The sequence below is a fragment of the Austwickia chelonae genome (assembly GCF_003391095.1).
In the GTDB taxonomy this organism is placed as follows: domain Bacteria; phylum Actinomycetota; class Actinomycetes; order Actinomycetales; family Dermatophilaceae; genus Austwickia; species Austwickia chelonae_A.
In genome coordinates, this window is sequence record NZ_CP031447.1 from 2,354,384 (window position 1) to 2,380,331 (window position 25,948).

The 25,948-nt window shown below is 65.2% G+C and carries 24 protein-coding genes, 2 tRNA genes and 1 pseudogene; 16 read left to right on the forward strand and 11 right to left on the reverse strand.

What is annotated here, in order from left to right; genetic code table 11:
* Window positions 1-596: 596 nt before the first annotated feature.
* Both DX923_RS10400 and DX923_RS10405 read left to right on the forward strand, forming a co-directional pair.
* The gene (locus tag DX923_RS10400) at window positions 597-1,469 is read left to right on the forward strand and encodes a serine hydrolase domain-containing protein (protein WP_162872900.1); all 873 of its coding nucleotides are present in this window, start codon (window positions 597-599) and stop codon (window positions 1,467-1,469) included.
* A gap of 376 nt (window positions 1,470-1,845) precedes the next feature.
* Window positions 1,846-2,028, forward strand: a complete 183-nt coding sequence (locus DX923_RS10405) for a hypothetical protein (RefSeq protein ID WP_162872901.1) — start codon at window positions 1,846-1,848, stop codon at window positions 2,026-2,028.
* Window positions 2,029-2,333: 305 nt separating this feature from the next.
* On the opposite strand, the gene DX923_RS10410 is transcribed toward DX923_RS10405, so the two are convergent.
* The 6 genes from DX923_RS10410 to glp all read right to left on the reverse strand — a co-directional run bounded on the left by DX923_RS10410 (window position 2,334) and on the right by glp (window position 6,356).
* A tRNA-Ala gene (locus DX923_RS10410) sits at window positions 2,334-2,406 on the reverse strand.
* 97 nt (window positions 2,407-2,503) lie between these two features.
* Complete coding sequence (locus tag DX923_RS10415) at window positions 2,504-3,331, reverse strand: hypothetical protein (protein WP_116114672.1); 828 nt, start codon at window positions 3,329-3,331, stop codon at window positions 2,504-2,506.
* Between the two features lie 169 nt (window positions 3,332-3,500).
* Window positions 3,501-4,127 carry a GNAT family N-acetyltransferase gene (locus DX923_RS10420; protein ID WP_116114674.1) on the reverse strand — a complete coding sequence of 209 codons (627 nt, stop codon included), beginning with the start codon at window positions 4,125-4,127 and terminating at the stop codon, window positions 3,501-3,503.
* A complete protein-coding gene (locus tag DX923_RS10425) occupies window positions 4,124-4,630 on the reverse strand; it encodes a MogA/MoaB family molybdenum cofactor biosynthesis protein (RefSeq protein WP_116114676.1) in 507 nt (168 codons plus the stop codon). The genes DX923_RS10420 and DX923_RS10425 overlap by 4 nt, the downstream gene beginning before the upstream one ends.
* Window positions 4,627-5,058: a cyclic pyranopterin monophosphate synthase MoaC gene (gene moaC, locus DX923_RS10430; protein ID WP_240322835.1), complete on the reverse strand. Its 432-nt coding sequence runs from the start codon at window positions 5,056-5,058 to the stop codon at window positions 4,627-4,629. The genes DX923_RS10425 and moaC overlap by 4 nt, the downstream gene beginning before the upstream one ends.
* Before the next feature lie 47 nt (window positions 5,059-5,105).
* Complete coding sequence (gene glp / locus DX923_RS10435) at window positions 5,106-6,356, reverse strand: molybdotransferase-like divisome protein Glp (RefSeq protein WP_116114679.1); 1,251 nt, start codon at window positions 6,354-6,356, stop codon at window positions 5,106-5,108.
* A gap of 90 nt (window positions 6,357-6,446) precedes the next feature.
* On the opposite strand from glp, the gene DX923_RS10440 reads away from it, so the two are divergent.
* From DX923_RS10440 to DX923_RS17020, 3 genes and pseudogenes are all read left to right on the forward strand, one after another.
* Window positions 6,447-7,100 (forward strand): 5-formyltetrahydrofolate cyclo-ligase, encoded by a 654-nt coding sequence (locus DX923_RS10440; RefSeq protein WP_162872902.1) that lies wholly within the window; start codon window positions 6,447-6,449, stop codon window positions 7,098-7,100.
* Window positions 7,101-7,130: 30 nt separating this feature from the next.
* Complete coding sequence (locus tag DX923_RS10445) at window positions 7,131-8,750, forward strand: potassium/proton antiporter (protein WP_240322593.1); 1,620 nt, start codon at window positions 7,131-7,133, stop codon at window positions 8,748-8,750.
* 109 nt (window positions 8,751-8,859) lie between these two features.
* Window positions 8,860-8,952: pseudogene (locus tag DX923_RS17020) on the forward strand (FmdB family zinc ribbon protein); the annotation flags it as partial.
* Between the two features lie 62 nt (window positions 8,953-9,014).
* On the opposite strand, the gene DX923_RS17025 reads toward DX923_RS17020, so the two are convergent.
* Window positions 9,015-9,386: a hypothetical protein gene (locus DX923_RS17025; RefSeq protein WP_346218105.1), complete on the reverse strand. Its 372-nt coding sequence runs from the start codon at window positions 9,384-9,386 to the stop codon at window positions 9,015-9,017.
* On the opposite strand from DX923_RS17025, the gene cpaB reads away from it, so the two are divergent.
* Entirely contained in the window at window positions 9,385-10,110 is a 726-nt protein-coding gene (gene cpaB, locus DX923_RS10455) for a Flp pilus assembly protein CpaB (protein WP_205413024.1), read from the forward strand. The genes DX923_RS17025 and cpaB overlap by 2 nt on opposite strands.
* Before the next feature lie 152 nt (window positions 10,111-10,262).
* Complete coding sequence (gene mscL / locus DX923_RS10460) at window positions 10,263-10,655, forward strand: large conductance mechanosensitive channel protein MscL (protein ID WP_006502728.1); 393 nt, start codon at window positions 10,263-10,265, stop codon at window positions 10,653-10,655.
* Window positions 10,656-10,775: 120 nt separating this feature from the next.
* On the opposite strand, the gene DX923_RS16200 is transcribed toward mscL, so the two are convergent.
* Entirely contained in the window at window positions 10,776-11,003 is a 228-nt protein-coding gene (locus DX923_RS16200; protein WP_162872903.1) for a hypothetical protein, read from the reverse strand.
* A gap of 14 nt (window positions 11,004-11,017) precedes the next feature.
* Entirely contained in the window at window positions 11,018-15,268 is a 4,251-nt protein-coding gene (locus tag DX923_RS10465; protein ID WP_116114687.1) for a hypothetical protein, read from the reverse strand.
* Window positions 15,269-15,502: 234 nt separating this feature from the next.
* Here DX923_RS10465 and DX923_RS10470 point away from each other — a divergent pair.
* The 3 genes from DX923_RS10470 (at window position 15,503) to DX923_RS10480 (ending at window position 17,836) form a co-directional block, all read left to right on the forward strand.
* Window positions 15,503-15,575 (forward strand) — tRNA-Arg (locus DX923_RS10470).
* 361 nt (window positions 15,576-15,936) lie between these two features.
* Entirely contained in the window at window positions 15,937-16,761 is an 825-nt protein-coding gene (locus tag DX923_RS10475; protein ID WP_116114689.1) for a transposase family protein, read from the forward strand.
* 394 nt (window positions 16,762-17,155) lie between these two features.
* Window positions 17,156-17,836 carry an endonuclease III domain-containing protein gene (locus DX923_RS10480; protein ID WP_240322594.1) on the forward strand — a complete coding sequence of 227 codons (681 nt, stop codon included), beginning with the start codon at window positions 17,156-17,158 and terminating at the stop codon, window positions 17,834-17,836.
* Here DX923_RS10480 and DX923_RS10485 read toward each other — a convergent pair.
* Window positions 17,804-18,322 carry a methylated-DNA--[protein]-cysteine S-methyltransferase gene (locus DX923_RS10485; RefSeq protein ID WP_116116284.1) on the reverse strand — a complete coding sequence of 173 codons (519 nt, stop codon included), beginning with the start codon at window positions 18,320-18,322 and terminating at the stop codon, window positions 17,804-17,806. The two genes, DX923_RS10480 and DX923_RS10485, sit on opposite strands and share 33 nt — an antisense overlap.
* Window positions 18,323-18,478: 156 nt before the next feature.
* On the opposite strand from DX923_RS10485, the gene DX923_RS10490 reads away from it, so the two are divergent.
* Window positions 18,479-18,886 carry a VOC family protein gene (locus DX923_RS10490; RefSeq protein ID WP_116114693.1) on the forward strand — a complete coding sequence of 136 codons (408 nt, stop codon included), beginning with the start codon at window positions 18,479-18,481 and terminating at the stop codon, window positions 18,884-18,886.
* A gap of 81 nt (window positions 18,887-18,967) precedes the next feature.
* Here the strand turns inward: DX923_RS10490 and DX923_RS10495 are convergent, their stop codons facing one another.
* Window positions 18,968-20,086 carry a type I restriction endonuclease gene (locus DX923_RS10495; RefSeq protein WP_116114695.1) on the reverse strand — a complete coding sequence of 373 codons (1,119 nt, stop codon included), beginning with the start codon at window positions 20,084-20,086 and terminating at the stop codon, window positions 18,968-18,970.
* A gap of 277 nt (window positions 20,087-20,363) precedes the next feature.
* Here DX923_RS10495 and DX923_RS10500 point away from each other — a divergent pair, with 277 nt between their 5' ends.
* The 5 genes from DX923_RS10500 to DX923_RS10520 all read left to right on the forward strand — a co-directional run bounded on the left by DX923_RS10500 (window position 20,364) and on the right by DX923_RS10520 (window position 25,936).
* Window positions 20,364-20,759: an Rrf2 family transcriptional regulator gene (locus DX923_RS10500; RefSeq protein ID WP_116114697.1), complete on the forward strand. Its 396-nt coding sequence runs from the start codon at window positions 20,364-20,366 to the stop codon at window positions 20,757-20,759.
* A gap of 40 nt (window positions 20,760-20,799) precedes the next feature.
* A complete protein-coding gene (gene ric, locus DX923_RS10505; protein WP_116114699.1) occupies window positions 20,800-21,492 on the forward strand; it encodes an iron-sulfur cluster repair di-iron protein in 693 nt (230 codons plus the stop codon).
* Window positions 21,489-22,226, forward strand: a complete 738-nt coding sequence (locus DX923_RS10510) for an amino acid ABC transporter ATP-binding protein (RefSeq protein ID WP_116114701.1) — start codon at window positions 21,489-21,491, stop codon at window positions 22,224-22,226. The genes ric and DX923_RS10510 overlap by 4 nt, the downstream gene beginning before the upstream one ends.
* Before the next feature lie 321 nt (window positions 22,227-22,547).
* Window positions 22,548-23,813, forward strand: coding sequence for a hypothetical protein (locus DX923_RS10515; RefSeq protein ID WP_116114703.1), 1,266 nt, complete (start codon window positions 22,548-22,550; stop codon window positions 23,811-23,813).
* 83 nt (window positions 23,814-23,896) lie between these two features.
* Window positions 23,897-25,936 carry an NAD(+) synthase gene (locus DX923_RS10520; RefSeq protein ID WP_116114705.1) on the forward strand — a complete coding sequence of 680 codons (2,040 nt, stop codon included), beginning with the start codon at window positions 23,897-23,899 and terminating at the stop codon, window positions 25,934-25,936.
* The last annotated feature ends 12 nt before the right edge of the window (window positions 25,937-25,948 follow it).

Consider the following 25,948-nt stretch of genomic DNA (forward strand, 5'->3'; position numbering starts at 1 on the left):
GGTGCCCCACAGTCGCCCAGGATTGTGCACACGCTGGCGATGGCGCGATACGGGATACCGACGAGCATTGACGGCACACCCCACTTCAAATTTCGCCGGGCTCGCTGCCTACGCTCGGTCTCGAGGTTGCGATGACGACGCGATCGCTCGTCAACTCTCCCACCGTTCGGCCGACCCGACCGCCGCGTGGGAATGCAATGCCATCACCAGCCTTCTCCAGGGATGATTCTCCCAGCATCACCCGCCAACCCTCTTTGGAAGACAGCCACCTGATGACCATCACCCTCGGCGAGCCCTACCCCCACTCCGAGCTGATCGAACGGGCCGTTTTCCAGTGTTGGCAGTCTTTCGCCAGACCAGACTATTGGCGATAGTCATCATGAGCGCCTTCCGCGCTGCGATTGAAATCTTCATGGGGCTGACTTCATTTGCACTAATAATGGTAGCCTGTGACCTTATTTTCGTGGACAGACATGTTGTTGCGGCGCACGAACGCGCAGCTCGAACTCTTATAGGGGCCTGGCCGCACGTGGTGCGGGTGCCCATAAGAGAGTGAGACAGTTTGTGGATATTCATAGGAGTGAAAAGTAATGTTCATGAACTTCTGCAAGAAGCGGCGAGCTTACGTGATGGTGAAGAGTGGTGAGCTCGTGAAATCATCTTACGGAAAGAACTATCGGGCAGACTTTTTCGTGGAGTGGGGTTCGGTCACAAAGCTGGTAACTGCGCATTTGATAGCACGGCTTGTGGAGGAGGGGTTTCTTGATTGGGGGACGCCCGCTTGTGAACTTGTAGAAGTTCTGCCTTCGCGCGTGACGGTCCACTCGTTGGTGACGCACTCTTCGGGCCTTCCAAGAGTGCATCCAGGGATGTCTTCGGGAGTCTTCTCCGACCCCTATAAGGGCGCCGACGAAGCGTTCATCATGCAAGCGCTGCGACAAATAGATGAGGATAGCCTTGATTCTGTTGGTTCGGTGGAATATTCAAACCTGGGCTATGCTGTTTTAGCCTTGCTAGTCGAGAGGGCTACTGGGAGGTCCTGGTTTGACGCTGCGCGGGGATTCGTGCTCGAGCCGGCCGGACTGGGTGATGTCAGCACGCTCCCGCCGACAGAAATGCGGGCGCACATCAACGGGTTTGATGGTCGACCCCACCAGCCATGGGACCTGGGGTCGTCACCTTACGTTGCGGCTGGCGGACTATGGAGCGATCTGCAGACCATGGCTAACTACGGTGCCGCTGCAATGGAAAAAGGTCTTTTCATGGCTGCCGAAAGCGGCTGGCAGAGGCGTCGAGACGTCTATTGGCATAATGGTCAGACGCGGGACTCTGGCGCTTTCCTCGCCCTTATTCCTGAGTGCGACGTGGTTGTCGCATCGCACACGTTGGCAGGATTGCCAGGCGCCGCGGATCGTCTTGGTTGGGAGTTGGTAGAGGGGTGGCCTGGTGGACAGCCTGCTCATTCATGATGGATCATGCAGGTTTTACTCGGCCACTGTCCGCGCCCTAAAGGGGTGTTTTTCTCCTCGGAGCGACTCTCGCCCATGGCAGGGCGTTGATCTGAATATGCTTAGGGTTAAACAAGCCAACATACATGGAATCATGCGCCACGTAGCTCCCCCAGGCAGGCCGGGGACCCGCCTGGTACACCAGATCGCCGTCCTCGGCGACGATCTTGGCATGAGCGCATTCCACAGCTCGAGGGGTGCGGGTGCGACTGGTGCGGGTCAGGTCTGAGGTAGCAGGGCACGACGAACGTCGGCCAGAACGTTACGCATCACTGTGGACCCGCGATGGCGCGGTCCTCACCTCAGCGACGCCCGTACCCTCGCGGACAGTTGTGACATGCGACGCGCCCACATGCACTTTGGTTACTACCAGATGAGCCGACCTGACGTCATCGACAGCGACAACCTGACAGAACTCGACCTCATCTCCATGGACCCGGTCGAAATCCTGGCGGAAGCGTCACTGGCGCAGCTGCCCGATCTGCAGGACGACCCGATGGTTCTGCTGTATCACCCCTGACAGTTACGCGGCCACGTACCAGGGGCTGGGGCTCTGGACGCAACTGTTGCGCGCAATGGATGCTGACCGTATGCCTGCGGCGGAGAATCACTGAAGACAAGATGGCACTTAGACCGTGCGAGCGGCAGACCCAGCCTTCTTCACCAAGGTCTACATCGATAAAGACGACCAAGGAACAACCGCTCCTTCGAGATTCTCCTCGACCCCGAGCCCATCTCGCCAACGCCCTCACCTGGGCCCAGGACAGCAATAAGGCCCGAACCGAAACCATCGAAGATGGCAAGGATTTGAGCCTTGTGCGTGGGTGGAGCTGAGGGGACTCGAACCCCTGACCCCCTCGTTGCGAACGAGGTGCGCTACCAGCTGCGCCACAGCCCCTTAATGCGAGAACCAACCATAGCACCCGGGAAGTCATCCTAGAAATCAGCCGATCGCCCACCGCCCCAAGCGGCCCCAGGCCTGATCACGACGCTCTTCACTCCCCCACGGCGACCTGACGATCCGGCCTGTCGCTGTGCTCCCAGGCACGAACGGCAGGGAGCACCGGGATCTCCTCGGTATCCGGCTCGATCGCAGGAGCTTGCGCCTTCATCGCATACAACGGACGCGGCACCGGCATCGGCTGCCAGCCGCTCCCGGCCACGCCGCGGGCACGGTCACGAACAGCAAGCCTTTCGACACGCTCTTTCCGATCGACAGACTCCTCCGGAAGAGCTCGGGTCTGCGACGACGGGCCCTCGACCTCGACGGGCTGCGTCATCGCGCGCTCCCCCGTTATGGCGGCATCGACGGCAGCCGCTGATTCGACGGCCATGGAGTCGAAGCCGTTCTCCCCGTAGTCAGCCCCGGCAGAGACTCTTCTGACAGCAGTCATCTGGTGTTCCCACCAGACCCGACCGAACAAGGAGAGCGCTGCCGCCGCCGTGGAAACCGGCACCCACCAGGACAAGGCGCCGACAAAAGCCGTTGAGGCACCGAGCAGGGTCGACCCGGAAGCTGCCAGAAAGGCATAGGCCCGTATCCGTCGACGACGAATCTCACTCCGTCCCGTCATCGAGGAGGACGAGGCAGCCTGCAGATCAGCGGTCATCGCCTCCTGGACATCCGCGCCCTGATCGGCAGCCGTGCGACGGGCCAAGGCCCCAGCGGCAAGGAGCGACGCACCGCCCCCGCTGGAGGACGAGCTCCCGCCCCCTGGCCCCGTCGGCCTCGAGGAACGCCGATCCAACACCCGGATGTGCTCGGAGAACCGGTCCACCGTGCGGGCGGTGACGAGCTGCTCACGACGGCGGACGACACGCACCCAGCCATATCCGGTCCAGGTAACGAGAAGAACGAAAAAGACCAAACCACTTACTGCCACAGCACAAAATTACGGCGGAGAACAGCCAGTCATCAGACATATCGCCGGTGTGTCGAATATCTGAATGACAGAGCTGTAATTACAGCCCGGTATATCACGAAACCGCTGATCAAGTCGGACGTCCGCCGTGGCTCACGTCATTCCATCGATCGACCCAGGAGCGGCCCCGAACATCTTCGCGAGTCAGCGAGAAACAACGATGGTCACGCCATTCGCCATTCACGAAAAGCGCCCCTCTGGCGATGCCTTCATCCACGAAACCAAGTTTTTCCATCACCCGCGCACTAGGCCGGTTGTCCACTTGTACATAGGCCACCAGACGGTGCAAGCACAACGACCCGAAAGCACGGTCCACCACCGCCGACACCGCCGCCGGAGCGACGCCCTGCCCCGCCCATTCCTGCGCCACCCAGTAGCCCACGACCGCCGACCGTGAAGATCCCCAGATCATCTGGCTCAACTGCACCTGCCCGACGATCCGGCCGGCCACCTCCACCACGAAAGACTGCGCGCGCCCCGCCCGACCCTCCGCGTCGTAGTAGCGCACCAGGCGTCTGAAGGACGCTCTCTTGCCCGGCCGGGGGTTACCGGCCTCCCACGGGCGCAACCAATCCTTCTGCGTCTCCCGAAGGGCTTCCCACTCAGCACGGTCCCGGCGCCGCAGCGGACGCAGAATCATCTCAGGGCTCGCGCCGGCGCCAGGAACGTGCAGTGCAACGGGCCAGATCCCGCTCACACGTGGTCTCCCCCACCCACCTGGTCCAGCACATGGGCCAGGACCGGCTCCAGGGCAGCGAGCGCGTCCTTGACCCCACCGGTGGAGCCCGGCATGTTGACCACCAGGGTTCGCCCGGCGATACCGACGATTCCCCGGGAGAGCACGGCATTGGCGATGCCATGGTCGATACCGACCCGGCGGATCGCCTCGGCCAGGCCAGGGATCTGCTTGTCCAGCAGGGGCGCCGTCATCTCAGGGGTCAGGTCGGTGGGGGTGACGCCGGTCCCGCCGGAGGTGAGCACGAGGTCTGCGCCGACCGCGATGGCTTCTTCGAGCGAACGACGGACCGGTTCGCCGTCGGCGACGATCACCGCATCGGGGCAGATGAGACCCCACTCCCGGAGACGTTCGACTGCCAGTTTTCCGCTGCGGTCCTCGTAGACCCCCGCTGCGGCGCGCGTCGAGGCCACGACGACCACGGCCGTCCGCCCGGTGAGCGGAACCGCCTCAGTGGAGGTCATGCCTCTTCCGTCCAGTCACCGGAGCGGCCACCCGATTTGGCGGTGACGCGGATGTCGGTGATCCGGGCGTGCTTGTCGACAGCCTTGATCATGTCGACCAGGGCGAGCGCGGCCACGCTCACACAGGTCAGGGCTTCCATCTCGATGCCCGTGCGATCCGCGGTGCGACAGGTCGCACGGATGTCGACGCCGGTATCGGTCACCGTCAGGTCGACCTCGACACCGTGCACGGCGATCGGATGCGCCAGGGGCACCAGGTCGGGACACTTCTTGGCGGCCTGGATGCCGGCGATCCGCGCCACGGCGAGCGCATCTCCCTTGGGCACCGTGCCGGAACGTAGCGCAGACACCGCGGCTGTGTTCAGGAGTACCCGGCCGGCGGCACCGGCCTGACGTGCGGTGACCGCTTTGGCGGTGACGTCGACCATGTGTGCGGTGCCATCGGCCCGCACATGGGTCAACCCTGAGTTCTCGTTCACGCGCTGCTCCCGTGTTCTTCGCCGATGACCTCGACCGGCCCGATGGACAGGCAGGACAAGGTATCGCCTGGGGACACCGTGGTCACATCGGCGGGGACGACGGCGAGGGCGTTGGCCGCGGCCAGTCCGCCGAGGATGTGGCTGCCCTGGGCGCCGGCCAGTCGGACGGTGTACCGGGAGGGGGACCGGGTGAGTTGCACCCGGGTGTACTGGACCTTGCTCTGCGGGGAGGTCCATCCGTCGGTGACGACGGCGCGGATGGGTTCTTGTTCGCGTGCCGGACGCCCGGCCATCACCCGCAGGGCGGGGGCGACGAAGGCTTCGAAGGAGACGAGTGCGCTGACCGGGTTGCCGGGGAGGGTGAACACGGGGGTCTGGTCAGGGCCGATCACGCCGAAGCCCTGGGGTTTGCCCGGTTGCATGGCGACCTTGTGGAAGTCGACGGTTCCCAGGGTGTTCAACGCTTCCTTGACCACGTCGAAGGCTCCCATGGATACTCCGCCGGTGGTGATGATCGCGTCGGCGCGGACGAGCTGTGACTGCAGGGTGTGCAGGAAGGTGTCGACGTCGTCGGGCACCCCGGAGACCCGGTACGGGAGGGCACCCAGTTCGCGGACGGCTGCGACGAGCATCGGTGAGTTGCTGTCGACGATCTGGCCGCGGCCGGGCATCTGTCCGGGGTCGACGAGTTCGTCACCGGTGCTGATGACGACGACCCGTGGCGGGGGGACGGCGACGACCTCGCCGTAGCCGACTGCGGCGATGACCGCGATCTGTCTGGGCCCCAACCTGGTACCGCTGCGAACGACGACTTCCCCGGGGGACACGTCCTCGGCTTCGCGGCGGATGTGCCGACCGGGAGGCGGTGCTGCCCGCACGACGACGGTGTCGGCGCCGCCGTCGGTGTCCTCGACCGGGACGATCGTGTCGGCGCCTTCGGGCACCGGCGCGCCGGTCATGATGCGATAGGCCCGCCCGGGCGGCAGGGTCAGTTGCCGGGTCTCCCCTGCGGGGATGTCCCCGACGACGTCGAGGGTCACCGGGGTCTGCGGGGAGGCCGCCTCGACGTCAGTGGCGCGCAGCGCGTATCCGTCCATGGCTGAGTTGTCGAAGCCGGGCAGCCCGGTGAGCGCGGTGATGTCCTCCGCCAGGACACACCCCTGGGCGTCGAGCAGGTGCATCCGGCTCGCTTGCAGACGAGAGACCTGTGCGAGGATCCGCTCCAGGTGCTGTTCCACGCTGATCATGGTCTTCCTCTCGCTCCAGGGCGGATCCGGGCGATATCGCCGTGAGCTGAACGCATGGATGCACCCTATCGGCGCGGGCACACTTGCCCCATGAGCCCACACCCGGCGGAGCCGTCCTTGTCCGAGATCGCTGCTGCCAAGAAGGAGTTGCGAGCTCGGGTGCGGGCCGGACGGACAGCTCGGGCCGCCCAGGACGGTCACGCGCAGCGACGCGACCGGGAGGCCGAACTCATCGCCCACGCCGTGCTGGACGCGCCCGGTCTTCCTGTCGGGAGTTGGTCGGGCCTCACCGTCGCGTCCTATCTGGACATGCCTACGGAACCAGCCACCGGTGCCCTGCATCGGGCCTTGCTCGAACGCGGTGCCCGGGTCATCGTTCCGGTGCTCCTGCCCGACATGGATCTCGACTGGACCGACGCCGGGCACGGACGTCCTGGAAGCCGTGAGGACCCCGAACGGCCGAGCCCTCGACACGGGGTCGACGCCATCGCGGCCGCCGACCTGGTGATCGTGCCGGCCCTGCTGATCGACGAGCAGGGGTGGCGGCTGGGGCAGGGCGGCGGATGTTACGACCGGGCGCTACGACGTAGACCCGATCACGCTCTGGTCGCGGCGCTGATCGACGATGATGCACTCGTCCCCCAGGTTCCCCACGCCACTCATGACCGACCCGTGGATGCGGTGATCCGCCCGGCCACGGGATGGACTCACCTTCCGAGAAAAACATCCGATTTGCGAAAATAGCCCCACCGCAGATCGAATCAGAGGAGCGCCGTGTCCCTACTGGAGTCCTTCACCGTGTGGGACCTGGGGATGTGGCTGGCGATCGCCTCCGCCGTCCTCGTCGTCGCCGTCGCTGCCGTACGACTGTCCACCCGGACCGGGCTGCCGTCTCTGCTGATCTATCTGCTCCTCGGCGTCGCCTTGGGCCCCGAGGGGCTCGGCCTCGAGTTCGAATCCATGTCCCTGACCCGGGTCCTGGGCTATCTCGCGCTCGCGCTGATCCTCGCCGAAGGTGGGCTCACCACCGACTGGTCGGAGATTCGTTCCTCGGTGGCCCCAGCCGCACTGCTGTCCACGGCAGGGGTCGGCGTCTCCATCGTGATCGTCGCCGTCGCCGCTCACCTCCTCATCGGGATCGACTGGCAGATCTCTCTCCTACTGGGTGCCGTCCTCGCCTCCACCGACGCCGCCGCAGTCTTCTCCGTCCTACGATCGGTTCCTCTGCCGCGGCGGCTCACCGGCATCCTCGAAGCCGAATCCGGTTTCAACGACGCGCCGGTCGTCCTCGTGGTGGTGGCCCTCTCCGCGCAGGCCGCAGGGCAGGTCTCCGCCGGCTCCCTCGGCGACACCGCCGCGCTGTTGATCCTGTCGATCCTCGGAGAACTCGGCGGCGGCGCACTCATCGGCATGACGGCCGGATGGGTCGGTGCCCGAGTCATGCGACTGCTGGTCTCCGGGCACTCGGGAATCTTCCCGATCGGGGTGTATGCCTGGGCCATGCTGGCCTACGGTCTGGCCTCGGTCCTGCACACCTCTGGATTCATCGCCGTCTACCTGGCCGGGTTGCTACTGGGCAACCAGCAGTTACCTCACCGCGCAGCGACCCGCGGCTTCGCACAAGCGTCGGGGTGGCTCGCCCAGATCGGCCTCTTCGTCATGCTGGGCATGCTGACCACCCCCACGGAGCTCATCGACCAGTTGGTGCCTGCCGTCGTCCTGGGGCTGGTCCTGCTCGTGGTCGCCCGGCCGGCCTCGGTCTTCGCGACCTGCGTCTTCTTCGGGTTGTCCTGGCGGGAAAAACTCTTCCTGTCCTGGGCCGGGCTCCGGGGGGCAGTACCGATCGTGCTGGCCACGGTGCCCTTCATCGCCGGAGTACCTGGAGTCAGCTGGCTCTTCGACCTCGTCTTCGTACTCGTCCTCGTCTTCACCGCTGTTCAAGGACCCACCCTTCCCTGGGTGGCTCGCAGGCTCGGTGTCACCGAGCGCGACCGAGCGCACACCCTCCAGGTGGAGACCACCCCTCTGGAAGAGGTCGGTGCAGATCTGTTAGAGGTCAGCATCGGTGAAAACTCTCGGCTCCACGGGGTCGAGCTCTTCGAGCTACGGCTGCCCACCGGTGCCCAGATCGCCCTTGTCGTCCGCGACCGGGCTTCCTTCGTACCGACCTCCCACACAGCATTACGCAGTGGCGACCGGATCATCGTGGTCACCGCGCCTGGCACCAGGGAAGCCACCGAAGATCGGCTGCACGCCGTCGACGTCCAAGGACGGCTCGCGGGCTGGCAACGCCCGCCGGTAGAACAGGACGGGCCGTTGCCCCCGGCTCCGGCCGACCGCAAGAGGCCGGGCGAAGCGACCGGTCACGATGACCTCGGCGTCTTTCCAAGGTGAAGGACATCGCCCCTGGACAGCGCTGTGACCAGCAACGGCGTGGAATGGTACGGGCCCTGGCAGAGTTAGAATCATGGCTGAACCCACTTTTCCCTGCTGGAGATGATGCATGCCCACCTATGCCTATGCCTGCACCGACTGCGGTCACAATTTCGAGGTGCGCCAGTCTTTTTCCGATAACGCCCTGACCGATTGCCCGGAGTGCACCGGGCGGCTGCGCAAACTGTTCAACGCGGTTGGCGTCGTCTTCAAGGGCAGCGGTTTCTACCGCACCGACTCACGCGGGTCGTCCTCCAGCTCGACGGCGGCGTCCTCGTCGTCCTCTTCTGCCCCATCGACCGGTTCGCCCTCCTCCGGCTCGTCCAGCGACTCGAGCAGCAGCTCCTCGGCGAGCAGCACTTCCTCGGCGAGCAACAGCTCCTCGACAAACAGCTCGAGTTCCGCGAACTGACCGACCCGCCGCCTCGGCGCCCCTACGACAGCCCTGTCGCCCACCACCAACGTGAGTGGATGACAGGGCTGCGGTGCCTCCCGAGTGGCTTTCGTCCACATCCCCACCGTCGAAAACCTCGCTGTCCCCACCTCGACGGCACGACAGCATCTCTTGCCGGCCACCGACCTAGGCTGCCTGGCCATGGCTCTCCCCACCCGCGCCTCCAGTCTTGCCCCTTCCCCAGAGGATGCCCCGTACCCCCTCCGGCGGGGGGCCACGATGCCGCGCACCTCGTCCCGGTCACGCACCTGGAAACGGGCCACCGCGCGCCGCGTCATCGCAGGATCCTGCGCCCTGGCCGCCTGCTGGCTGACAGTGCATCAAGTCGAAGCCCGTTCCGCGCCCGAAGAACACACCACCCTGGTCGCCACCCGGGATCTACCCGTCGGGCATGTTCTGACCCTTGATGACCTGAGCCGGGTACCGGTCCCCCGCCGGATCATGCCGACCTCGGCCCTCGACGACCTCGCAACAGCCGTCGGCCGCACCACCACCGCGAGCATCACCCGCGGTGAAATCCTCACCTCACCTCGGGTACGGGCCGAAGCCCTGGCCCTGCCCGAAGGCCGCCGCGCGCTGCACCTTCCCCTGGGCGACAGCGGCGCGCTGGTCCGGCTCAGCCCCGGCGACCATGTGGATGTCGTAGCCGTCCGCGACGGAAGCGTCCTCGCCGCAGACGCAGTGGTCCTCGACGTCGACAAAGCCTCTTCCGGTCCCTTCGGGGCAGCACCGCAGAGCGACCGCGGGCTCACGGTCTCTGTCTCGACAGCCCAAGTAGGACCAGTCATCAATGCTGGACTGGGTGGAAGTACCCGAGGTGTTCACATCGTCTCCCGAGGCGTGACGACGGACGCAGGAAAAAACTGAAGAAATCTTTCTCCATGACACTCGAATGGGATGAATAAGCAGGAGGCCCAACATGAGTAAGATGTCCGGCGGTCGTTCCGCCTCGCACGACGACGTGTCCTTGATCTCGCGGGCGAACCTGTCCCCATAAAAACTCCATCGACAGGACCACCATGCTCAAAGGCTTCAAAGAATTCATCATGCGCGGCAATGTCGTCGATCTGGCGATCGCCGTGGTCATCGGTGCGGCATTCCAGAAGGTCGTCGACACTTTCGTCTCGGCCATCGTGACCCCCATCCTGAACGCGATGCCCGGAGCAAAGGTCGAGGGGTGGGGCTTCCAGCTTCTCGCCGACAAGCCCAACACCTTGATCAATTTCTCCACGATCATCAACTCGGTGATCGTCTTCCTCATGACGGCGGCAGTGGTCTACTTCATCTTCGTCGTCCCGATGAACAAGCTCGCCGAGCGGCGGGCCCGCGGCAAGGAGCCGGAGCCCAAGGCCGTCTCCGAAGAGGTTCTTCTCCTGCAGGAGATCCGCGACGAGCTGCGCAAGCGCGCCTGAGTCTCATGAGTCGCCGCTGAACGCTGAACAGCGTCCAGCCTGCGTGGGGGCGGGCCACCACATGGTGGCCCGCCCCCACGCAGGTCCAGGGCATGTCATTCGTCGAAAAAAGGTCCTCGGTCATCCCCAATGGGGAGGTCGCTGCTCCAAGATCCACCGATCACGCGCACTCAACGGCGCGCCGCCTTCGCCGGTTTTCGCACGGGCAGCGGCGATACCGCCCAGCGACGCAGAAGGCTCCGGGCGATCGTCCGATGTCGGATCCTGTCGCGGCACCACCCCTGACACCTCGTCGGTACGCACCCGCCGACGCCCGACCCGTCTGATCTCGGGCCTGTGCTGCTCCACCGATTCCCTCACTCCTATTCGCGGACGATCTCCACGATACGGGCCACATCGCGGGCCGGATCACGGAAGATGTCCGTGCTCCACACCCTCACGCACCGCCATCCCCGCAAGGCCAGCTGCTCAGGAATCAACCGTTCACGTTCACGCACCGTCGGCACCGCAGCAGTTCTGTCGCCGTCGGAGATGACCGCGACCGCCATGTTTCCAGGGCGATGCGGGTCCTCGACCACGAGGTCCAAACGCATCCGCCCGAAGCCGAACCCCTCATGGACGGTCAGGCCTTCCGTGCGCAGCCTGGTGGCCAATTCAGTGATCAGAGCATGCCGACCAGCCAGCTGAAGGCGTTCCTCCGCGGTGCGTTCGTCAGTTTTCTCCTCCGGCTCGTCCGCCGACTCCGCAGCCTGGTCCTTCACGTCCTCAGGCTTCTCCTGACCGGAGGGGGACGCGCCCGACGTCGACGCAGGCGCCGGTCCGATAGCCGCACATCCACCGGACGAACCGCCCTGTTCTGCATAGGCCAGCAGTTCAGCCAGCCGCCGCTGCCCCGGCCCACCGTCGGCGACCCGCGCCATATCAGCCGGGGTCACCGCGGTGACGATGTCCAACCGGTGCCGGGCCATATTGACCACCGTGTCGACCACGCGGTCGCCGTCGTCACGGACGAGTCTTTCCGGAAGGTGCATCTGACCGTCGGCGCCAGGCACCAAACCACTGGCCAGCACCACCGTGTCCCTGCTGTGGCCTGCGGCGTCGTCGACCGTGGTGATCAACAGACGCTCGGGATGCTTCTCCACCAGGCAGGCCGCCGACGCCGCCTGCGCGTCCTGGGTGAAGGCATACCGGATGTCCCGGTCCAACGCCTGAGCCTGCTCCGGGGACAAGGCGACCACCGCGATGCTGTCGCCAGGTCGACGACGGGCATGCTCCACGACCAGCTCGACGACCCGGCTGTTCTCCCGCCCTTCAGCTGCCTGGCCCTCGTCATCGGCCGACGACAGGACCACCCCGGTACGCAGCAGCCGCACCGGAACCGAACGTCCAGCATTGGGCCACACCTCAACGGGTTCGTCGCGGCGGGCATGAGCGAAGGACACCAGCTGGGCGTCCCGGTCACCGTAGACCCGGTCGAGCCTCCGCGGAGGCAACAGCGTCGCCAACTCGGTCAGCACCGACGCGAGACCTTGCCCGTCCGCTTCTGGAAGATAGGTCTCCCCCGTCGCCAGGGTGTCGAACTGCATCGGCTCCAGACAACGCAGGTCGCCCACGGCGACCACATGAGCGGCCCGGGTCAACGCCGAAATCGCGTGGGAGAGCGGAAGCCGTCCGGCGTCGTCGATCAACACCACGTCGAAGGCCAGGTGAGTGGGTACGACGGAAGCCACCGTCAACGGACTCATCACCCAGATCGGCGCAGCTGCCGCAGCGACCTCACCGGTCTCTGCCAGCAGGGTACGGATCGGGCGTGGCTGTTCCTCGTCGACCGCAGCCCGCAGCACCGTCACCTGGTCAGGGCGGGTGGAGGCTTCCACCCGGGCGTGGGCTCTGGCCCGGTCCAGGACATGTGCGGCCCGGCCGGCCAGCAGAGCGCGATCGTTGTCGGCGAAATGCCTCGACAGCGAACGCAGCCCGGCGCCGTCATGCTGACCGTACGCACTGTCCTCCCGGGCGATGTGGTCGAGCAGGGAAAGCCACCACACGAATTCGACCTCTGCCGCGACCCGATCCACCGGCACCTTGCGGCAGGCCAGATCGTCGAGAAGTTCACCCAAGCCCGCCGAGGTCAACCGGTCGAGCCGCTCGGCGGTCTTCGGCAGGACCCGCACCCGGTTGCCTTGCTCGGTGAGCCGGATCAACCGCTGGTGCACCTCGTCGAGAGGCTGGGTGAGCAGACCACCGCCCTGTCGGCTCCCCACCAGGGCCTGGTCGAGCCAATGCAGGTCGGCGACCAACGAATCCCACCGGGAACAGGCGTCGTCGTATCCCTCGGGGACGCACGGCTCTGCGTCACGCCCGGAGAGCGCCGACCACCGGTCGACCTGGTCCTGCGCGCGGATCATCCCCTCGTGGAGCGAATCGATCCGGGCGTGCGGCAGCACCAGCGAGCGGGCCGTTTTCTTCCCGACGCTGCGTGTCCACCAGCGAGCGTGGCCGTCGTTGTTCGGCGAGGTCGCTGCGATGAGCGGTTGCAGGGGCGTCGAGAAGATCTCGTGGCGGTAATCGCTGAGTGTCTCTCGGACATCAGCGATCAGTTCGAGAGCCACCCCCCAGTCCTCCACGGTGTGCGCCGGCGGTAGCCCCGCCGCGGACAAGGTCGCATTCAGCGCGTCCCGGTCTTCGGCAAGGCGTCGCTTCGCGAGCTGTCGGACGAGCACGAGCCCTCGCTCGTAATCACCAACTCCGGGGAAACGCACTCCCCACCAAGGATCGTCGGCACCCTTCGCCGTCCAGGCGCCCTCTGCGGCGACTTCGGCCGCCTCGGCGGCAAAACGCTCCATCGTCGGCCGGGTCAACTGGTGCAGAGGTGCTGGGGCGATCCTGATCCGGGAGGTCGGCGCATTCTCCCTCGCGGAGAGCACCGCGAGCGCGGTCTGGGCGTCGAAGACGCTGACATTCCAGGGTTGGCGGCGGGTGTGCAGGGAGTCGACGTGGGCGGCCAGCCGTCCTCGGGTGCGGGAGAGCGCCGCTTCGGGGGTGTCCGTGTCGGCGCGGGGGTTCTCGGTGGCGTCGGTGAAACGGAAACGGGTGGGCTGTCGTCCGTTCTCCGGGACCGACCGTAGGTCGTACGCCTCGTCGTGGGCGTCGATGCGTTCGACGACGCGGCGGGCCAGGGTTCGGCGCAGCTCTTGGGGGTCGCGGGCGTCGAGCAGCAGTTCGGAGAGCCCTGCTTTGTCGAGGTACTTGGTGAAGTCGTCGAGTTGTCTGGCGCTTTCGCTGATGACCAGGACTCTTTGGTCGTTGCCGACGAGTGCGGCGGCGACATTCACCAGGGTTTGGGTGGCGCCGGAGCCGCGGGGGGCGTCGACGACGACGTGGTGTCCGCTGCGGGCGGCGTCGACGACTTCGGCTTGGCGGGGGTCGGCGTCCAGGACCAGCAGTTCTCGGCTCAGGTCTGGTTCGGCTGGTCGGCGTGCCCGGTCGGCGAGGCCGCTGGCGCCGTCGGAGCGGAGGGCTTCCCGTCCGCCGGGGTCCCCGGCGAGCGCGGCGACGACGTCGTTCGCGGAGGCCATCCCGGCGAAGGCTGCCAGGTCGGCGACCATCGCCATCTTGCCCAAGGCGAAGGTGGACAGGACCCGCCGGTCGTCGATGGTGAACCCGGGGACCTGCACGAGGAGCCGACGAAGTTCCCGGTACACCGGTAGAGGGTCGAATCGTCCGGTGGAGTGGGCCAGTTCGGCCAAGGCGTCTCCGTCGAGGCGTACGCCCTGTTCGGAGGACATGTAGTGCATGAGGACGGGGTTGATCTCGATCCGGGAGGACAGTTCGAGTTCGACGTCGGTCTCACCGGCGTCGACGGCGTGGAGACGGACCGAACGCAACATGATCGGTGCTTGCGGGCAGCGCAGGGTGCCGGGCAGTTCCCAGGTCGCCATCCCTACGCAGACGTAGGTGGAGGAGATGCCGTGTTCTTCCCACAGTTCCAACGATTTGGCCCGGATACGTCGCGCGGTGACCAGGACGTCACGGAAAGCTGCGGATTCGCGCACCAGGTGGGACAGCCGCACCACGTTGCCGGCCATCAGCATGGACAGCCCGGTCGGGTGTGCCTTGGTGAGATCGAGCGCTCCGTCGATGCTGTCCCGGTACCACAGCAGGGCGTTGGGGCCGCCGGTCTCGGCGAGCTCTCCCCGCCACGTCCGTAGGGCCACGCCGACCCGTTCGCTACGGGAGGGGGCAGCACCTGGTTCCCAGCCGACGTCGGCGACGGGCACCCGCCGGTCGCGGCGGCTCACCGGGCGGTCCTCGCCGACTGCTGCTTGCGCGCTTGCGGTGTCAGCGCCTTTAACCTCCATGTCCGATGTTCTCTGTCCTTGAGATGTCGTGTCGACGGGAGCGACCTGTCCGATCGGTCCGCCCTGTTCTGCGTGATCTTCTTCGATGTGTTCCGAACGGTCGACGGCGACCTCGCCCGAGGTGTCGTCCTGCGGCGGTGCAGGCGGGTGCACGCGTCGGCGGGGTCCGGCGGTGCGTCCACCGGGGGCCGTCGACGTGCGACGGGCCGTGTCGCCACCGGTGCCGGCGGCAGGCCGCTTTGGGGTCGGATTCACGCCCCCAGGCTACGTGTTCACCTGCAGTACCCCCGGCCTGGACACGCGCGCCCTGGTCGGCGTGTCCGCTTCCTCTCCCCTTGCACCCGGATGGTCCGGGAATGACACCGACCCGGCAGGTCAGATGCTTGTCGATATGTCCTTGCCCGCCGTGACGAACCGGGGTGGTAGGCGAGTGGGACACACAACCAAACGCATGAGAGACTATGCGAGTGCCTGCCCCTGGCAGGTCACGCCCTCGTAGCTCAGGGGATAGAGCACCGCTCTCCTAAAGCGGGTGTCGGCAGTTCGAATCTGCCCGGGGGCACAGAGTGAATCCAGTGGCCACACTGCATACGCAACCCGTTTTCCAGAGGCTCCGGAACCCGGTTGTGGCACATTTGTGGCACAACCTGAGCGTGCATGAGGGCGTCCAGGGAGCGGCCCGCCCTTGGTCGAGGCGAACACGAGATCTTCACCGCTCTATCCCGAGCAGGCGTCGGCCAAGTAGCCCATGAGCACCTCGAGACCGTGACCACCGGCAGCCTCGAAGATCATCGACGTCACCGGGAGCCTTTTCCATCCTGTGTGACGGTTGGGTCTCGTGTGGCGTGTGATCCGGGGAGATAACGAAGCTCCTGGTAGGAGCGGTGATTGTCAGTTCAGTCACCCCTGCCAGGAGCCCCGTCATGCTTGTCTACCCCGTCGGTCTGGCCATGTCCACCACCACCCTGGATCTGCTCACCAACGCGCTGCACCGGCATCGGGCCGCGGCCAAAGTGATCTGGCGTCGGCTCTCAGCCCGCGATCAAGCCCTGCTGGTGCTGGCCTATCTGCATGACAATCCGACCTACACCGCCCTGGCAGCCGGGTTCAGAATCGGCGTTGCGACCGTCTTCTGGTACATCCGCGAGGCCTGCCAGGTATTGGCCGCGATAGCTCCCACCCTCGATCAGGCCCTGGTCGTGGCGCAAGCGAAGGCCTACCTCGTCCTGGACGACACCGTCATCCCCACCGACCGGGTCAGGATGACCAAGCACGGCACCGACCGCGAGTACTTCTCCGGTAAGGTCCACCACCACGGCATGAACGTCCAGGTCATCGCCGGCCCCCTCGGAGAACTGCTGTGGACCTCAGCAGCCCTACCCGGCGCCCGGCACGACATCACGGCCGCCCGGCAGCATCAACTCCCCGAGAAACTAGCGACCTTGACCACCGCCAGGAAAGCGGTCCTGACCGACCGTGGCTACCTCGGTATCGGCTCCGGGATCCCCGTCCCGATCCGCGCCGTCCGCCGCAACCAGGCCACCGGCCACTTCGAACGACGCGACCTCGCGCGCAACAAGAAGGCCTACAACGCCGCCCACGGACGGCTGCGCGCCTGCAGCGAACGCAGCAACACCCAACTCAAGTCTTGGCACGTGCTCCGACGCCTACGCTCCTCACCCGAACAGGCCACGCCCATCGTCACCGCCGTCACCACCCTCATCACCACAGGTCAACCCGCCAGATGAAAAAGGCTCCTGCTTTCCACACCAATTCAGGAAGGTAGGGACGTCCCGAAGCGCAGACTTGAGACCCCATGTTTAGAGGACTAATACTTAAGTTAACGTGAACAGGCCGGACAATTCATAAATTAGCGGTCAAGTACTGCTCATGAAAAAGCATGAGGGCAGATTCCGGGCTGAGCGTCCTTTCTCGCAGCCCCGGGAGTTATGCGACTCTGTGGGGTGCGCGGGTAGAACAGTCGTCAGCGCTGGGATCCGCTGATGTTATTTTCCGGACGGCTTTGCCGGTTGATAGCCATCGCCCAGGCACAGCTTCCCCTCCCCGAATCGGTGGAGAAAGGCGAGCGCCAGGCACCCAGCTCTCCCCTCCGGCATGGCAGGGGTTGGTAGCGTGCGGGATGTGGACGGTGTCCCGTTGCGTTCTTTGTACGAGCTTCTTCGAGCTGCCACGGTGAAGGGCGAGTGGTGGCCGGCGGAGACGCGATTCGAGATCTTCGTGGGTGCTGTCCTGACGCAGAATGTGTCGTGGATCAATGTGGGTTATTCGCTCGCGAAGCTCCGTACGGCAAGGCTGCTCGACGCAGAACCGCTGGCGAACGCCGACCCGACTGTCCTGCGAGAGCTCATCAGGCCGTCGGGTTATATGCGGGCCAAATCGCGATGTCTCATCGACACTGCGAACTGGTATCTCGCCACCGATGATCTGACACACGGCTACTCGGACGAAGAGTTGCGTGCCAGTCTGCTCGAGGTCAAAGGCATCGGCCCGGAGACGGCGGATGACATCCTGCTCTACGCCTACCGCAGGCCTGTCTTCATCTGGGACATCTACGCCCGCCGGCTCCTGGCCGCGGCCGGGCACGAGGTCCCGTCGTCGTACGAGTCGACTCGTCGGCAGTTGGGACATCTCGTCACCGACGGCGGGTTCACCACGGAGCAGCTGGCCGAATTCCACGGGTTCATCGTCGATGCCGGGAAGCAGGCACGGCGAGCCGGTGGCTGGGAGGCCTACCTGCGGACGCTTCGGTGCTCTACATCCCGGATCAGCTCAGAACAACCGGCCCGCCCGGTCAGCTCCTGACTCCTCCAGCCCCAGCAGGAAACGTTTTCGATCGAGCCCCCCGGCGAAACCGGTCAACGACCCGTCCGCACCGACCACTCGATGACAGGGGACGACGATGCTCAAGGGATTACGCCCGACGGCCTGCCCCACTCGCTGCGCAAAGGCCTTATTGCCCAACTCCTCGGCCAACGCCCCATAGGTCGTCGTCGCCCCGTAAGGGATCTCCCGGAGCAGGGCCCACACCCGTTCGGAGAATTCGTTCCCGGCAGCAGCGGTCGGGATGTCGAAGACACGACGTTCTCCGCTCAGATATTCACGCAACTCCCGCGCAGTCCAGGCGATCACCTCGTCCGCTTCTTCGTCGGTCCGCTCACCGATCTCGGTGGCCGAAGGCGGATGGCGGTGGTCGGGAAAGTAGACCCCGACCAGATTCTCCGCGTCGGTGACGAGCAGGAGCTCGCCGAGAACGGTCGCGACATGAGCATGCCTGCGCGTCGTCGTCATGAGATGTCCTTTCCCGATCATCCATTCTCACCGATCTGCGGACAGCCAGACCGGCAGCAGCGCGAACACCATTGTCACGCCATGTCGTTCCGCCTAATCTGACAAATACGGCATAACTCTCCATCTGCCGTGAACTTCTTCCGAGAGGGTCTACCCATGGCGCAGCAGCTCAATCCGTATCTGACCTTCGACGGCAATTGCGCCGAGGCAATGGACTTCTACGCCCGCGCCCTGGGCGGCGACGTCCGGGTCATGACCTTCCGAGAATCCGGGATGGAGCTGGACGGCGTCATGCATGCCGCGCTGGAAACCCCGGCAGGCTTCCATCTCTACGCCAGCGACACGGCCGAGGGCATGGGCCTGCCCTACCAGCCAGGTAACAACGTGCAGATCAGCATCTCCGGTCAGGACGGGGACGCCTTGCGCGGCTACTGGGCCGCACTCTCCGAAGGCGGCCGCACCCTGATGCCCTTGGAACGTCAGATGTGGGGCGACGACTACGGTCTCCTGGCCGACCGGTTCGGCATCCTCTGGCATGTCAACATCTCCGGCGAACAAGGCTGAGCAGCCCTCTCAGCAGACGCCTATCAACTGGTCCGGCCTCTTCGATGCGGCAGAGGCCGGACCAGTTGATACTGCCAGCGATCAGAGACTGACGTAATGCGCGACGATCTGCCGGATCACCTCGGCATGCCCGTAGATGTCCTCGAGCGTCTCGATATCGACCTTCACCTGGTCCTTGTTCGCGTCGAATACTCCGAGGCGCTTGATTCGGCCGTTGAAGTAGAGCCGCACGATCGGTTTCCGATTGTTGTCGTCGAGAAAAACTGAGCAATAACTCTGTGCGTCTCTGATGAAGACCCGCTGAGCTGGCACGATTCCGGCCACGATCGCTCTGACGATCCGGAAGGCTTCGAGCTCTTCTTCGGTCGTGGAAATGTCAGGCTTCTTCTCCTGAGGGTTCTCGCCCGGCGCATTCGTTCCTTCCGAAGGAATGACAGAGGTGGTGGCTTCGACTTCAGGAGAGACCCCGATCAAAGGCGCCTGGTCGGCGAGTGCAGTCTTGAGCCGGGCATTAACACGGTCGTTGATGTACTGCTTAGCAGCTTTCTCGGTCAGCACGGTGAACTGTTCAACAGCTCGGGCGTTAAGGTAGCCGTGGTAAACACGCTTGGTAAAGAGCCGAACGAAATCTTCACTTGGAGAAGATATTTCATCGGCTATTTCTCGCTTGATCGCTGAGACGTACTTGAGTTCTTCTGCCGCAGCGATGACTGAGTCCAGATCGAAAGCTGCCTTGGTCATCTTCGTCAGATGAGGAAGCGTGGAAGGATCGATGTCATTGAGGTCCAATTGCAGGAAAGGACGCTCGTCCATGATGTTCGGCTTGTCAAGATCGGTGTAGAACCGCCAGTCGAGGCCATTGGTCAGGACCCCTATCCGAGCGTCAGAGGTATGGAAGTAACGAACGAGCTGACTGGCATGTGCCAGCGAGAGCTCCTCCCCTACTTTCTTGACCTCGATGAGCATGTGCACCCGATCTGCATGCTTGATCGCATAGTCAATTTTTTCACCCTTTTTCAATCCCAGATCAGCGACGAACTCAGGAATGACCTCTTCAGGGTTGAAGACGTCGTACCCGAGCACCTGAGAGATGAACGGCATGACGATGGCGTTCTTCGTGGCTTCCTCTGTTGCCAGGCTCGCACCATATCCGCGCGCTCTCTTTGCGAGTTGCCCGAGTGATTCTTCAACGCCAGCCATGGTCGGCCCCTCTCAGATACGGACACCACCAGGATCGGGACGAGAAGAGATTTTTTTCCCGCGCATCGACGGCGATGTCGCATTTGGTGATCCTTCAGGATGATGATCACACCAGATCCAGAGGTTTGGGACGTTTGCTCAGGAAAATTTTTTGCACTATTTCTGCCAACCCGAATCATCTGCGATGCCGAAGTGGCCCAGATGACCGCCGACGACGACGAACTCCCTTCGAGGCAAGCCGGTTCGACAAACTGAAGCAATCCATTAGTCTGTGACTATGCGACTTGAAGTTACGCGGCGAGCCGGGCTGGCCGTACGCGCGCTCGCCGCACTCGCGCCGCCGGGAACCCGCCTCAAGGCCGGCGATCTCGCCACCGCGCTCGACACCACCGCCGGCTTCATACCCCAGGTCATCGGACCCCTCGTCAGAGCAGGATGGGTCCACTCGATCCCGGGGCCCACCGGCGGATATGTCCTGAGTGAGGCCGCCACCCACCTCAGCGTCCTGGATGTCGTCGAAGCCGTCGACGGGCCGACCGACACCGGAAGGTGCGTCGTCGAAGACCACCCCTGTGGCAGCACAGGGGCCCCCTGTGCCCTCCACCGGGCCTGGTCGACCGCCCGCGCCACCCTGCTCGACGAACTGGCCACGACCCCTGCTCTCTCAGCCTGACTCCCGCACCGCCGCTAGCCCAACCCCGAAGGAGCCCCCGATGCCCGTCGACCCCACCGCAACCCTCGGCACCCTGGTCACCGACGACCCGCGCCGCAGCCGCGTCCTCGAAGAACAGGGCCTCGACTACTGCTGCAATGGCGGCCGGAGCCTTGAAGAGGCCTGTGCTGCTGCAGAACTCGACCCGGTCCAGATCGCCGCGCTGCTCGACCTGCCCGACCCCGAACCGGCACCGGCCTGGCAGTCCTTCGGCATCGCCGAACTCGCCCAGCACATCCTGCTCGTCCACCACCAGTACCTGTGGGACGAGATGCCCCGCCTCGGTGAACTCGTCGACAAGGTCGTTCGCGTCCACGGGGAGAACCACCCCGAGCTGGCCCAGGTCGGCGCCGACTACGCGGCGCTGGTCGCCGATCTGTCCAGCCACTTGACCAAGGAGGAGCGAATTCTCTTCCCCGCCATCATCGCCCTGGGCACACCGGGAGCCCCTGCACCTCTGGGATGTGGGCTGCGCGGACCGATCACCCAGATGATGTACGAACACGACGTGGCCGGAGACCTGCTCCGCTCCATCAGGGCCACCACCCAGGACTACACCCTCCCCGAGGATGCCTGTGGCTCGTACCGGATGATGTTCTCCCGCCTGGAACAGATGGAAGCAGACCTGCACGAGCACATCCACAAGGAGAACAATGTGCTCTTCCCCCGGGTATTGGAGATGGAAGAAGCGTGAGCAGACCACTCCTGGAGATCACCGGGGTCGACAAACACTTCGGCGACCTGCACGTTCTCAGAGCCATCGATCTCAGCGTCGCCCCCGGTGAGGTGGTCGCCCTGCTCGGGCCGTCCGGCTCAGGCAAGTCGACCCTGTGCCGCACGATCAACGGCTTGGAGGCCATCCAGGCCGGGACGATCATCATCGACGGGCAGGCTCTACCGATCGAACCCAGAGCGCTGGCCGAGCTCCGAGCCGAGATCGGCATGGTCTTCCAGTCGTTCAACCTGTTCACCGACCTGACCGTCCTGGAGAATGTCACTCTCGGGCCGCTGCGCGTCCGTAAGATCCCGGCCGCGCAGGCCCATAAGTCAGCCCGCGAGATTCTCGATCGAGTAGGCCTCGGGGACCAAGCCGACAAGTCGCCCGCTCAGCTCTCCGGCGGGCAACAGCAACGAGTCGCCATCGCCCGTGCACTGGCGATGCACCCGAAACTGATGCTCTTCGACGAGCCGACGTCAGCGCTGGACCCGGAGATGACCGCCGAGGTCCTGGAGGTCATGACCGACCTCGCCAGGACAGGTATGACCATGCTGGTCGTCACGCACGAGATGGGATTTGCGCGGAAAGTCGCCGACCGAGTGATCTTCATGGCCAACGGCCAGATCCTTGAGGACACCACCCCGGAAGCCTTCTTCGAGAAGCCCCGCACAGAGCGGGCAAAAGAATTCTTGGAGAAGACACTCGACTGAGCGAAGCCCCGATAGAGGGTCTCATGGTGAGATCGACGCCTCGCGATGAATGTGACAGCGGACACATTATTGATCTGACGTCATCACATTGTAATCTGTTTGTGACCTGGTCGCAGGCGGGACAACCCGAAAGCACCCTTCCTGAAGCCCCTCAGCAGGAAGGGCCGACGTCCCACCACAAGAGTCGACCAGGCTACTGTCAGGGCCTGACCATACAGTAGGCCCGAACAGCCCTTGCATGCGATGACGCGCCGTCCGAGAATGCGGCCCTCAACGGGGCGAAGAACATCGGCGGCGGCGCGCCGCGACCCAGGAGATTGCATGACCCCCCGGCACGTTCCTTCGCCGTCAGACCCGACAGGCCGCTTCGGCCCGCCCCAGCACGACGATGCCCGAGAGGCTCGCCAGCGCCCCGAGGCCGATGCCACGGCGGTCTCCCCCGTCATCGGGCGCGACCCCTACACCGGAGCGCCCCCGCAACAGCACCATGTGCCCGCAGCACAGGCCTACGGTCACCAACATCCCGGAGGCCACCACCGCGGCACCGGACACGACGAACCCCACACCCAGGCCTACCCCGGCGGGCCGCTCCCCCACGAGCACGCCACACCCCGCACCCAGACCTTCCCCGGCGTCTCCGGACCAGGCTTCGACGGTGGGCACCCCGGCCCTGGGCACCCCCGCACCGAAGTCGTCCCGGCCGCCCTCGCGCTCCAGTCCCCGCCACGGACCTCCCAACTCCCCGCCGGCGAGGAGAAGCCGGAGAAAGAAGAGGAGAAGAAGTCCAGTTCCGGCCTGTCCATCCCCCAGGTGATGGGCGGTGCCTGCGCCGCAGTCAGCGCAGCCCTGGTGTCGTCCAAACTCGGTGTCGCCGGAACACTGATCGGTGCCGCCATCGCCTCCGTGGTCTCCTCCGTGTGCGCGTCCTACTTCACCAACGCGATGGCCTCCTTCCGAGACCTGTTCATCAAGGGCAAGAAGGGCACCGACCCCGATAAGACCCGAGCACTCACCAGCGGACCCGCAGGAGCCGACGGAGTCGCCGCCACCAAACGACAAATGCTCGGCAACGACGGGCACGGCAGCTTCGTCGAAGGCCGAGCCAAAGGCACCGCCAACTTCAAGATGAACCGCAGCGTCTGGATCGGTGCCGGCCTCATCATGGCCGTCACCATCGGCGTGGTCACCACCATCGAACTCGGACTGGGCCACCCGGTCTCCTCCAACAACAAGGAGGGCACCAGCATCAGCAACGTCCTCCACCCCGTCCCGGCCAAGGTCGTCGACACCCCCGCACCGGTACCGAAGACTCCTGCAGCGACAGTGCCCACGGCCACCGCCACCAAGACGGGCATCCCCACCACCAGCGGCACCGCCAAGCCGACCGCGACCGGAAGCAACCAGCCCACCGCAACCGGAAGCAACCAGCCCACCGCAACCGGAAGCAACCAGCCCACCGCCGGGCAGCCCACCGCAGGCCGCCCGGCTCCTACCCGGGCTCCTGGCGCCCCTGGCGCACCGGCCGTTCCCGGGCAGCCAGGCCAGCCCGGTGGCGGCGGAGCCCCCCAGCTCGTCGCACCCCGCTGACCCCACTCTTCGTCCGACCCGTCGGCGCCGCTCACCTCACCGAGGAGAGCGGCGCCGACGTATACCCCGCATAGACTGCGAAAGTGAACTTCGCCTCGGCCTACGACCAAGGATTCCTCCGCGTCGCCACCGTGACCCTCCCGGTCGCCCAGGCCCGCCCCCAAGCCAACGCCGATGCGGTCCTGACCACTGCCCACGAGCTGTCCGCCCAGGGCGTCGGCCTCGCCGTCTACCCCGAACTCGGCCTCAGCGGATACGCCCTCGACGACATCCTGCTGACCAGCAGCCTCCTCGACGATGTCGACCGCGCGCTGACCCGCCTCGTCGAACACAGCACCGAACTCGTCCCCGTCCTGATCGTGGGAGCCCCCCTGGCCTGGCGACACCGGGTATACAACTGCGCCGTGATCATCCACCGCGGCAGGATCCTCGGCGTCGCACCGAAGTCCTACCTACCGAACTACCGCGAGTTCTACGAGAAAAGGCACTTCGCCCCGGGCGACGACATCTCCGGAGAGGTCACCGTCGCCCGCCAACGGGTCCCCTTCGGCCCAGACCTGCTCTTCCGGGCCACCGACCTGCCCGGCATGGTCCTGCACGTCGAGATCTGCGAAGACATGTGGGTTCCCATCCCGCCCAGCTCCGAAGCCGCCCTCGCCGGAGCAACCGTCCTGGCCAACCTCTCCGGGTCCCCCATCACCGTCGCCCGGGCCGAGGAACGCAAACTGCTCGCCCGCGCGACCTCCGCACGTTGCATCGCCGCCTACCTGTACGCCGCCGCAGGCCAAGGTGAATCCAGCACCGACCTCTCCTGGGACGGGCAGACCTTCGTCTACGAGAACGGCGAGCTCCTCGGAGAGTCCGAACGCTTCCCCGACGGCCCCCGTAGCACCGTCGTCGACGTCGACCTCGACGCGCTGACCGCGGAACGCCGACGGCAGGGCAGCTATGACGACAACCGACGTACCCACGCCACACGCACCGACCGGTTCCGCACCGTCGAATTCACCCTGGAGCCGCCCCGCACCGACCTCGGGCTCCGCCGGGAGATCAGCCGTTTCCCCTTCGTCCCCGATGACGCCGACCGGCTGGCCCTCGACTGCTACGAGGCCTACCACATCCAAGTCAGCGGGCTGGTACAACGCCTACGCGCCATCGGCTCCCCCACCGCCGTCATCGGTGTCAGCGGGGGGCTCGACTCCACCCATGCCCTCATCGTGTGCGCACGGGCCATGGATCTCCTCGGCCGACCCCGCAGCGACGTCCTGGCCTACACCATGCCCGGATTCGCCACCTCCGCGCAGACCCGCCACAACGCTGAAGCACTATGCCGCGGTCTCGGGGTCTCCTTCGAGGAGATCGACATTCGACCGGCAGCTCGCCAAATGCTCAGCGATATGCGGCATCCCTTCGCCCGAGGTGAAGAGGTCTACGACGTCACCTTCGAGAACGTCCAGGCCGGGCTGCGCTACGACTACCTGTTCCGTCTCGCGAATGCTCACCACGGCATCGTGGTCGGCACCGGAGACCTGTCCGAACTCGCCCTCGGCTGGTGCACCTACGGCGTGGGCGACCAGATGTCCCACTACGCCGTCAACACCGGGGTACCCAAGACCTTGATCCAGCACCTCATCCGATGGGTCATCGACTCCGAGGAATTCGGCAGCGAGGTCACCGACGTCCTCCACTCGGTGTTGAACACCGAAATCAGCCCCGAGCTGATCCCAGCAGGCCAGGACGGCAAGGTCCAATCCACCCAGGACTCCATCGGCCCCTACGCCCTGCACGACTTCACCCTCTACTACCTCCTGCGGCGCGGCTACGCCCCGCACAAGATCGCCTTCCTCGCCTGGCATGCCTGGTCCGACGCCGAAGCCGGGCAGTGGCCCCCCGGCTTCCTCGAAGAAGATCGGGAAGCCTACGACCTGGCGACGATCCGCCACTGGCTCCACGTCTTCGTCCGCCGTTTCGCCACCAACCAGTTCAAACGTTCTGCCCTGCCCAACGGGCCCAAGGTGATGGCCGGAGGCGCGCTCTCCCCACGCGGAGACTGGCGGATGCCCTCCGACATGAGCCCACACCTGTGGACCTCCGATATCGACAGCCACATCCCAGCCGAGTGACGACCCCGTCGA

Bases quoted from the DNA above. Each gene is read 5' to 3' on its own strand.
- DX923_RS10400 (WP_162872900.1), top strand. From the start codon at position 597: ATGAACTTCTGCAAGAAGCGGCGAGCTTACGTGATGGTGAAGAGTGGT.
- DX923_RS10405 (WP_162872901.1), top strand. From the start codon at position 1,846: ATGCGACGCGCCCACATGCACTTTGGTTACTACCAGATGAGCCGACCT.
- DX923_RS10425 (WP_116114676.1), bottom strand. From the start codon at position 4,630: ATGACCTCCACTGAGGCGGTTCCGCTCACCGGGCGGACGGCCGTGGTC.
- moaC (WP_240322835.1), bottom strand. From the start codon at position 5,058: ATGGTCGACGTCACCGCCAAAGCGGTCACCGCACGTCAGGCCGGTGCC.
- glp (WP_116114679.1), bottom strand. From the start codon at position 6,356: ATGATCAGCGTGGAACAGCACCTGGAGCGGATCCTCGCACAGGTCTCT.
- DX923_RS10440 (WP_162872902.1), top strand. From the start codon at position 6,447: ATGAGCCCACACCCGGCGGAGCCGTCCTTGTCCGAGATCGCTGCTGCC.
- cpaB (WP_205413024.1), top strand. From the start codon at position 9,385: ATGGCTCTCCCCACCCGCGCCTCCAGTCTTGCCCCTTCCCCAGAGGAT.
- DX923_RS17025 (WP_346218105.1), bottom strand. From the start codon at position 9,386: ATGGCCAGGCAGCCTAGGTCGGTGGCCGGCAAGAGATGCTGTCGTGCC.
- mscL (WP_006502728.1), top strand. From the start codon at position 10,263: ATGCTCAAAGGCTTCAAAGAATTCATCATGCGCGGCAATGTCGTCGAT.
- DX923_RS10475 (WP_116114689.1), top strand. From the start codon at position 15,937: ATGCTTGTCTACCCCGTCGGTCTGGCCATGTCCACCACCACCCTGGAT.
- DX923_RS10485 (WP_116116284.1), bottom strand. From the start codon at position 18,322: ATGACGACGACGCGCAGGCATGCTCATGTCGCGACCGTTCTCGGCGAG.
- DX923_RS10490 (WP_116114693.1), top strand. From the start codon at position 18,479: ATGGCGCAGCAGCTCAATCCGTATCTGACCTTCGACGGCAATTGCGCC.
- DX923_RS10495 (WP_116114695.1), bottom strand. From the start codon at position 20,086: ATGGCTGGCGTTGAAGAATCACTCGGGCAACTCGCAAAGAGAGCGCGC.
- DX923_RS10500 (WP_116114697.1), top strand. From the start codon at position 20,364: ATGCGACTTGAAGTTACGCGGCGAGCCGGGCTGGCCGTACGCGCGCTC.
- ric (WP_116114699.1), top strand. From the start codon at position 20,800: ATGCCCGTCGACCCCACCGCAACCCTCGGCACCCTGGTCACCGACGAC.
- DX923_RS10515 (WP_116114703.1), top strand. From the start codon at position 22,548: ATGACCCCCCGGCACGTTCCTTCGCCGTCAGACCCGACAGGCCGCTTC.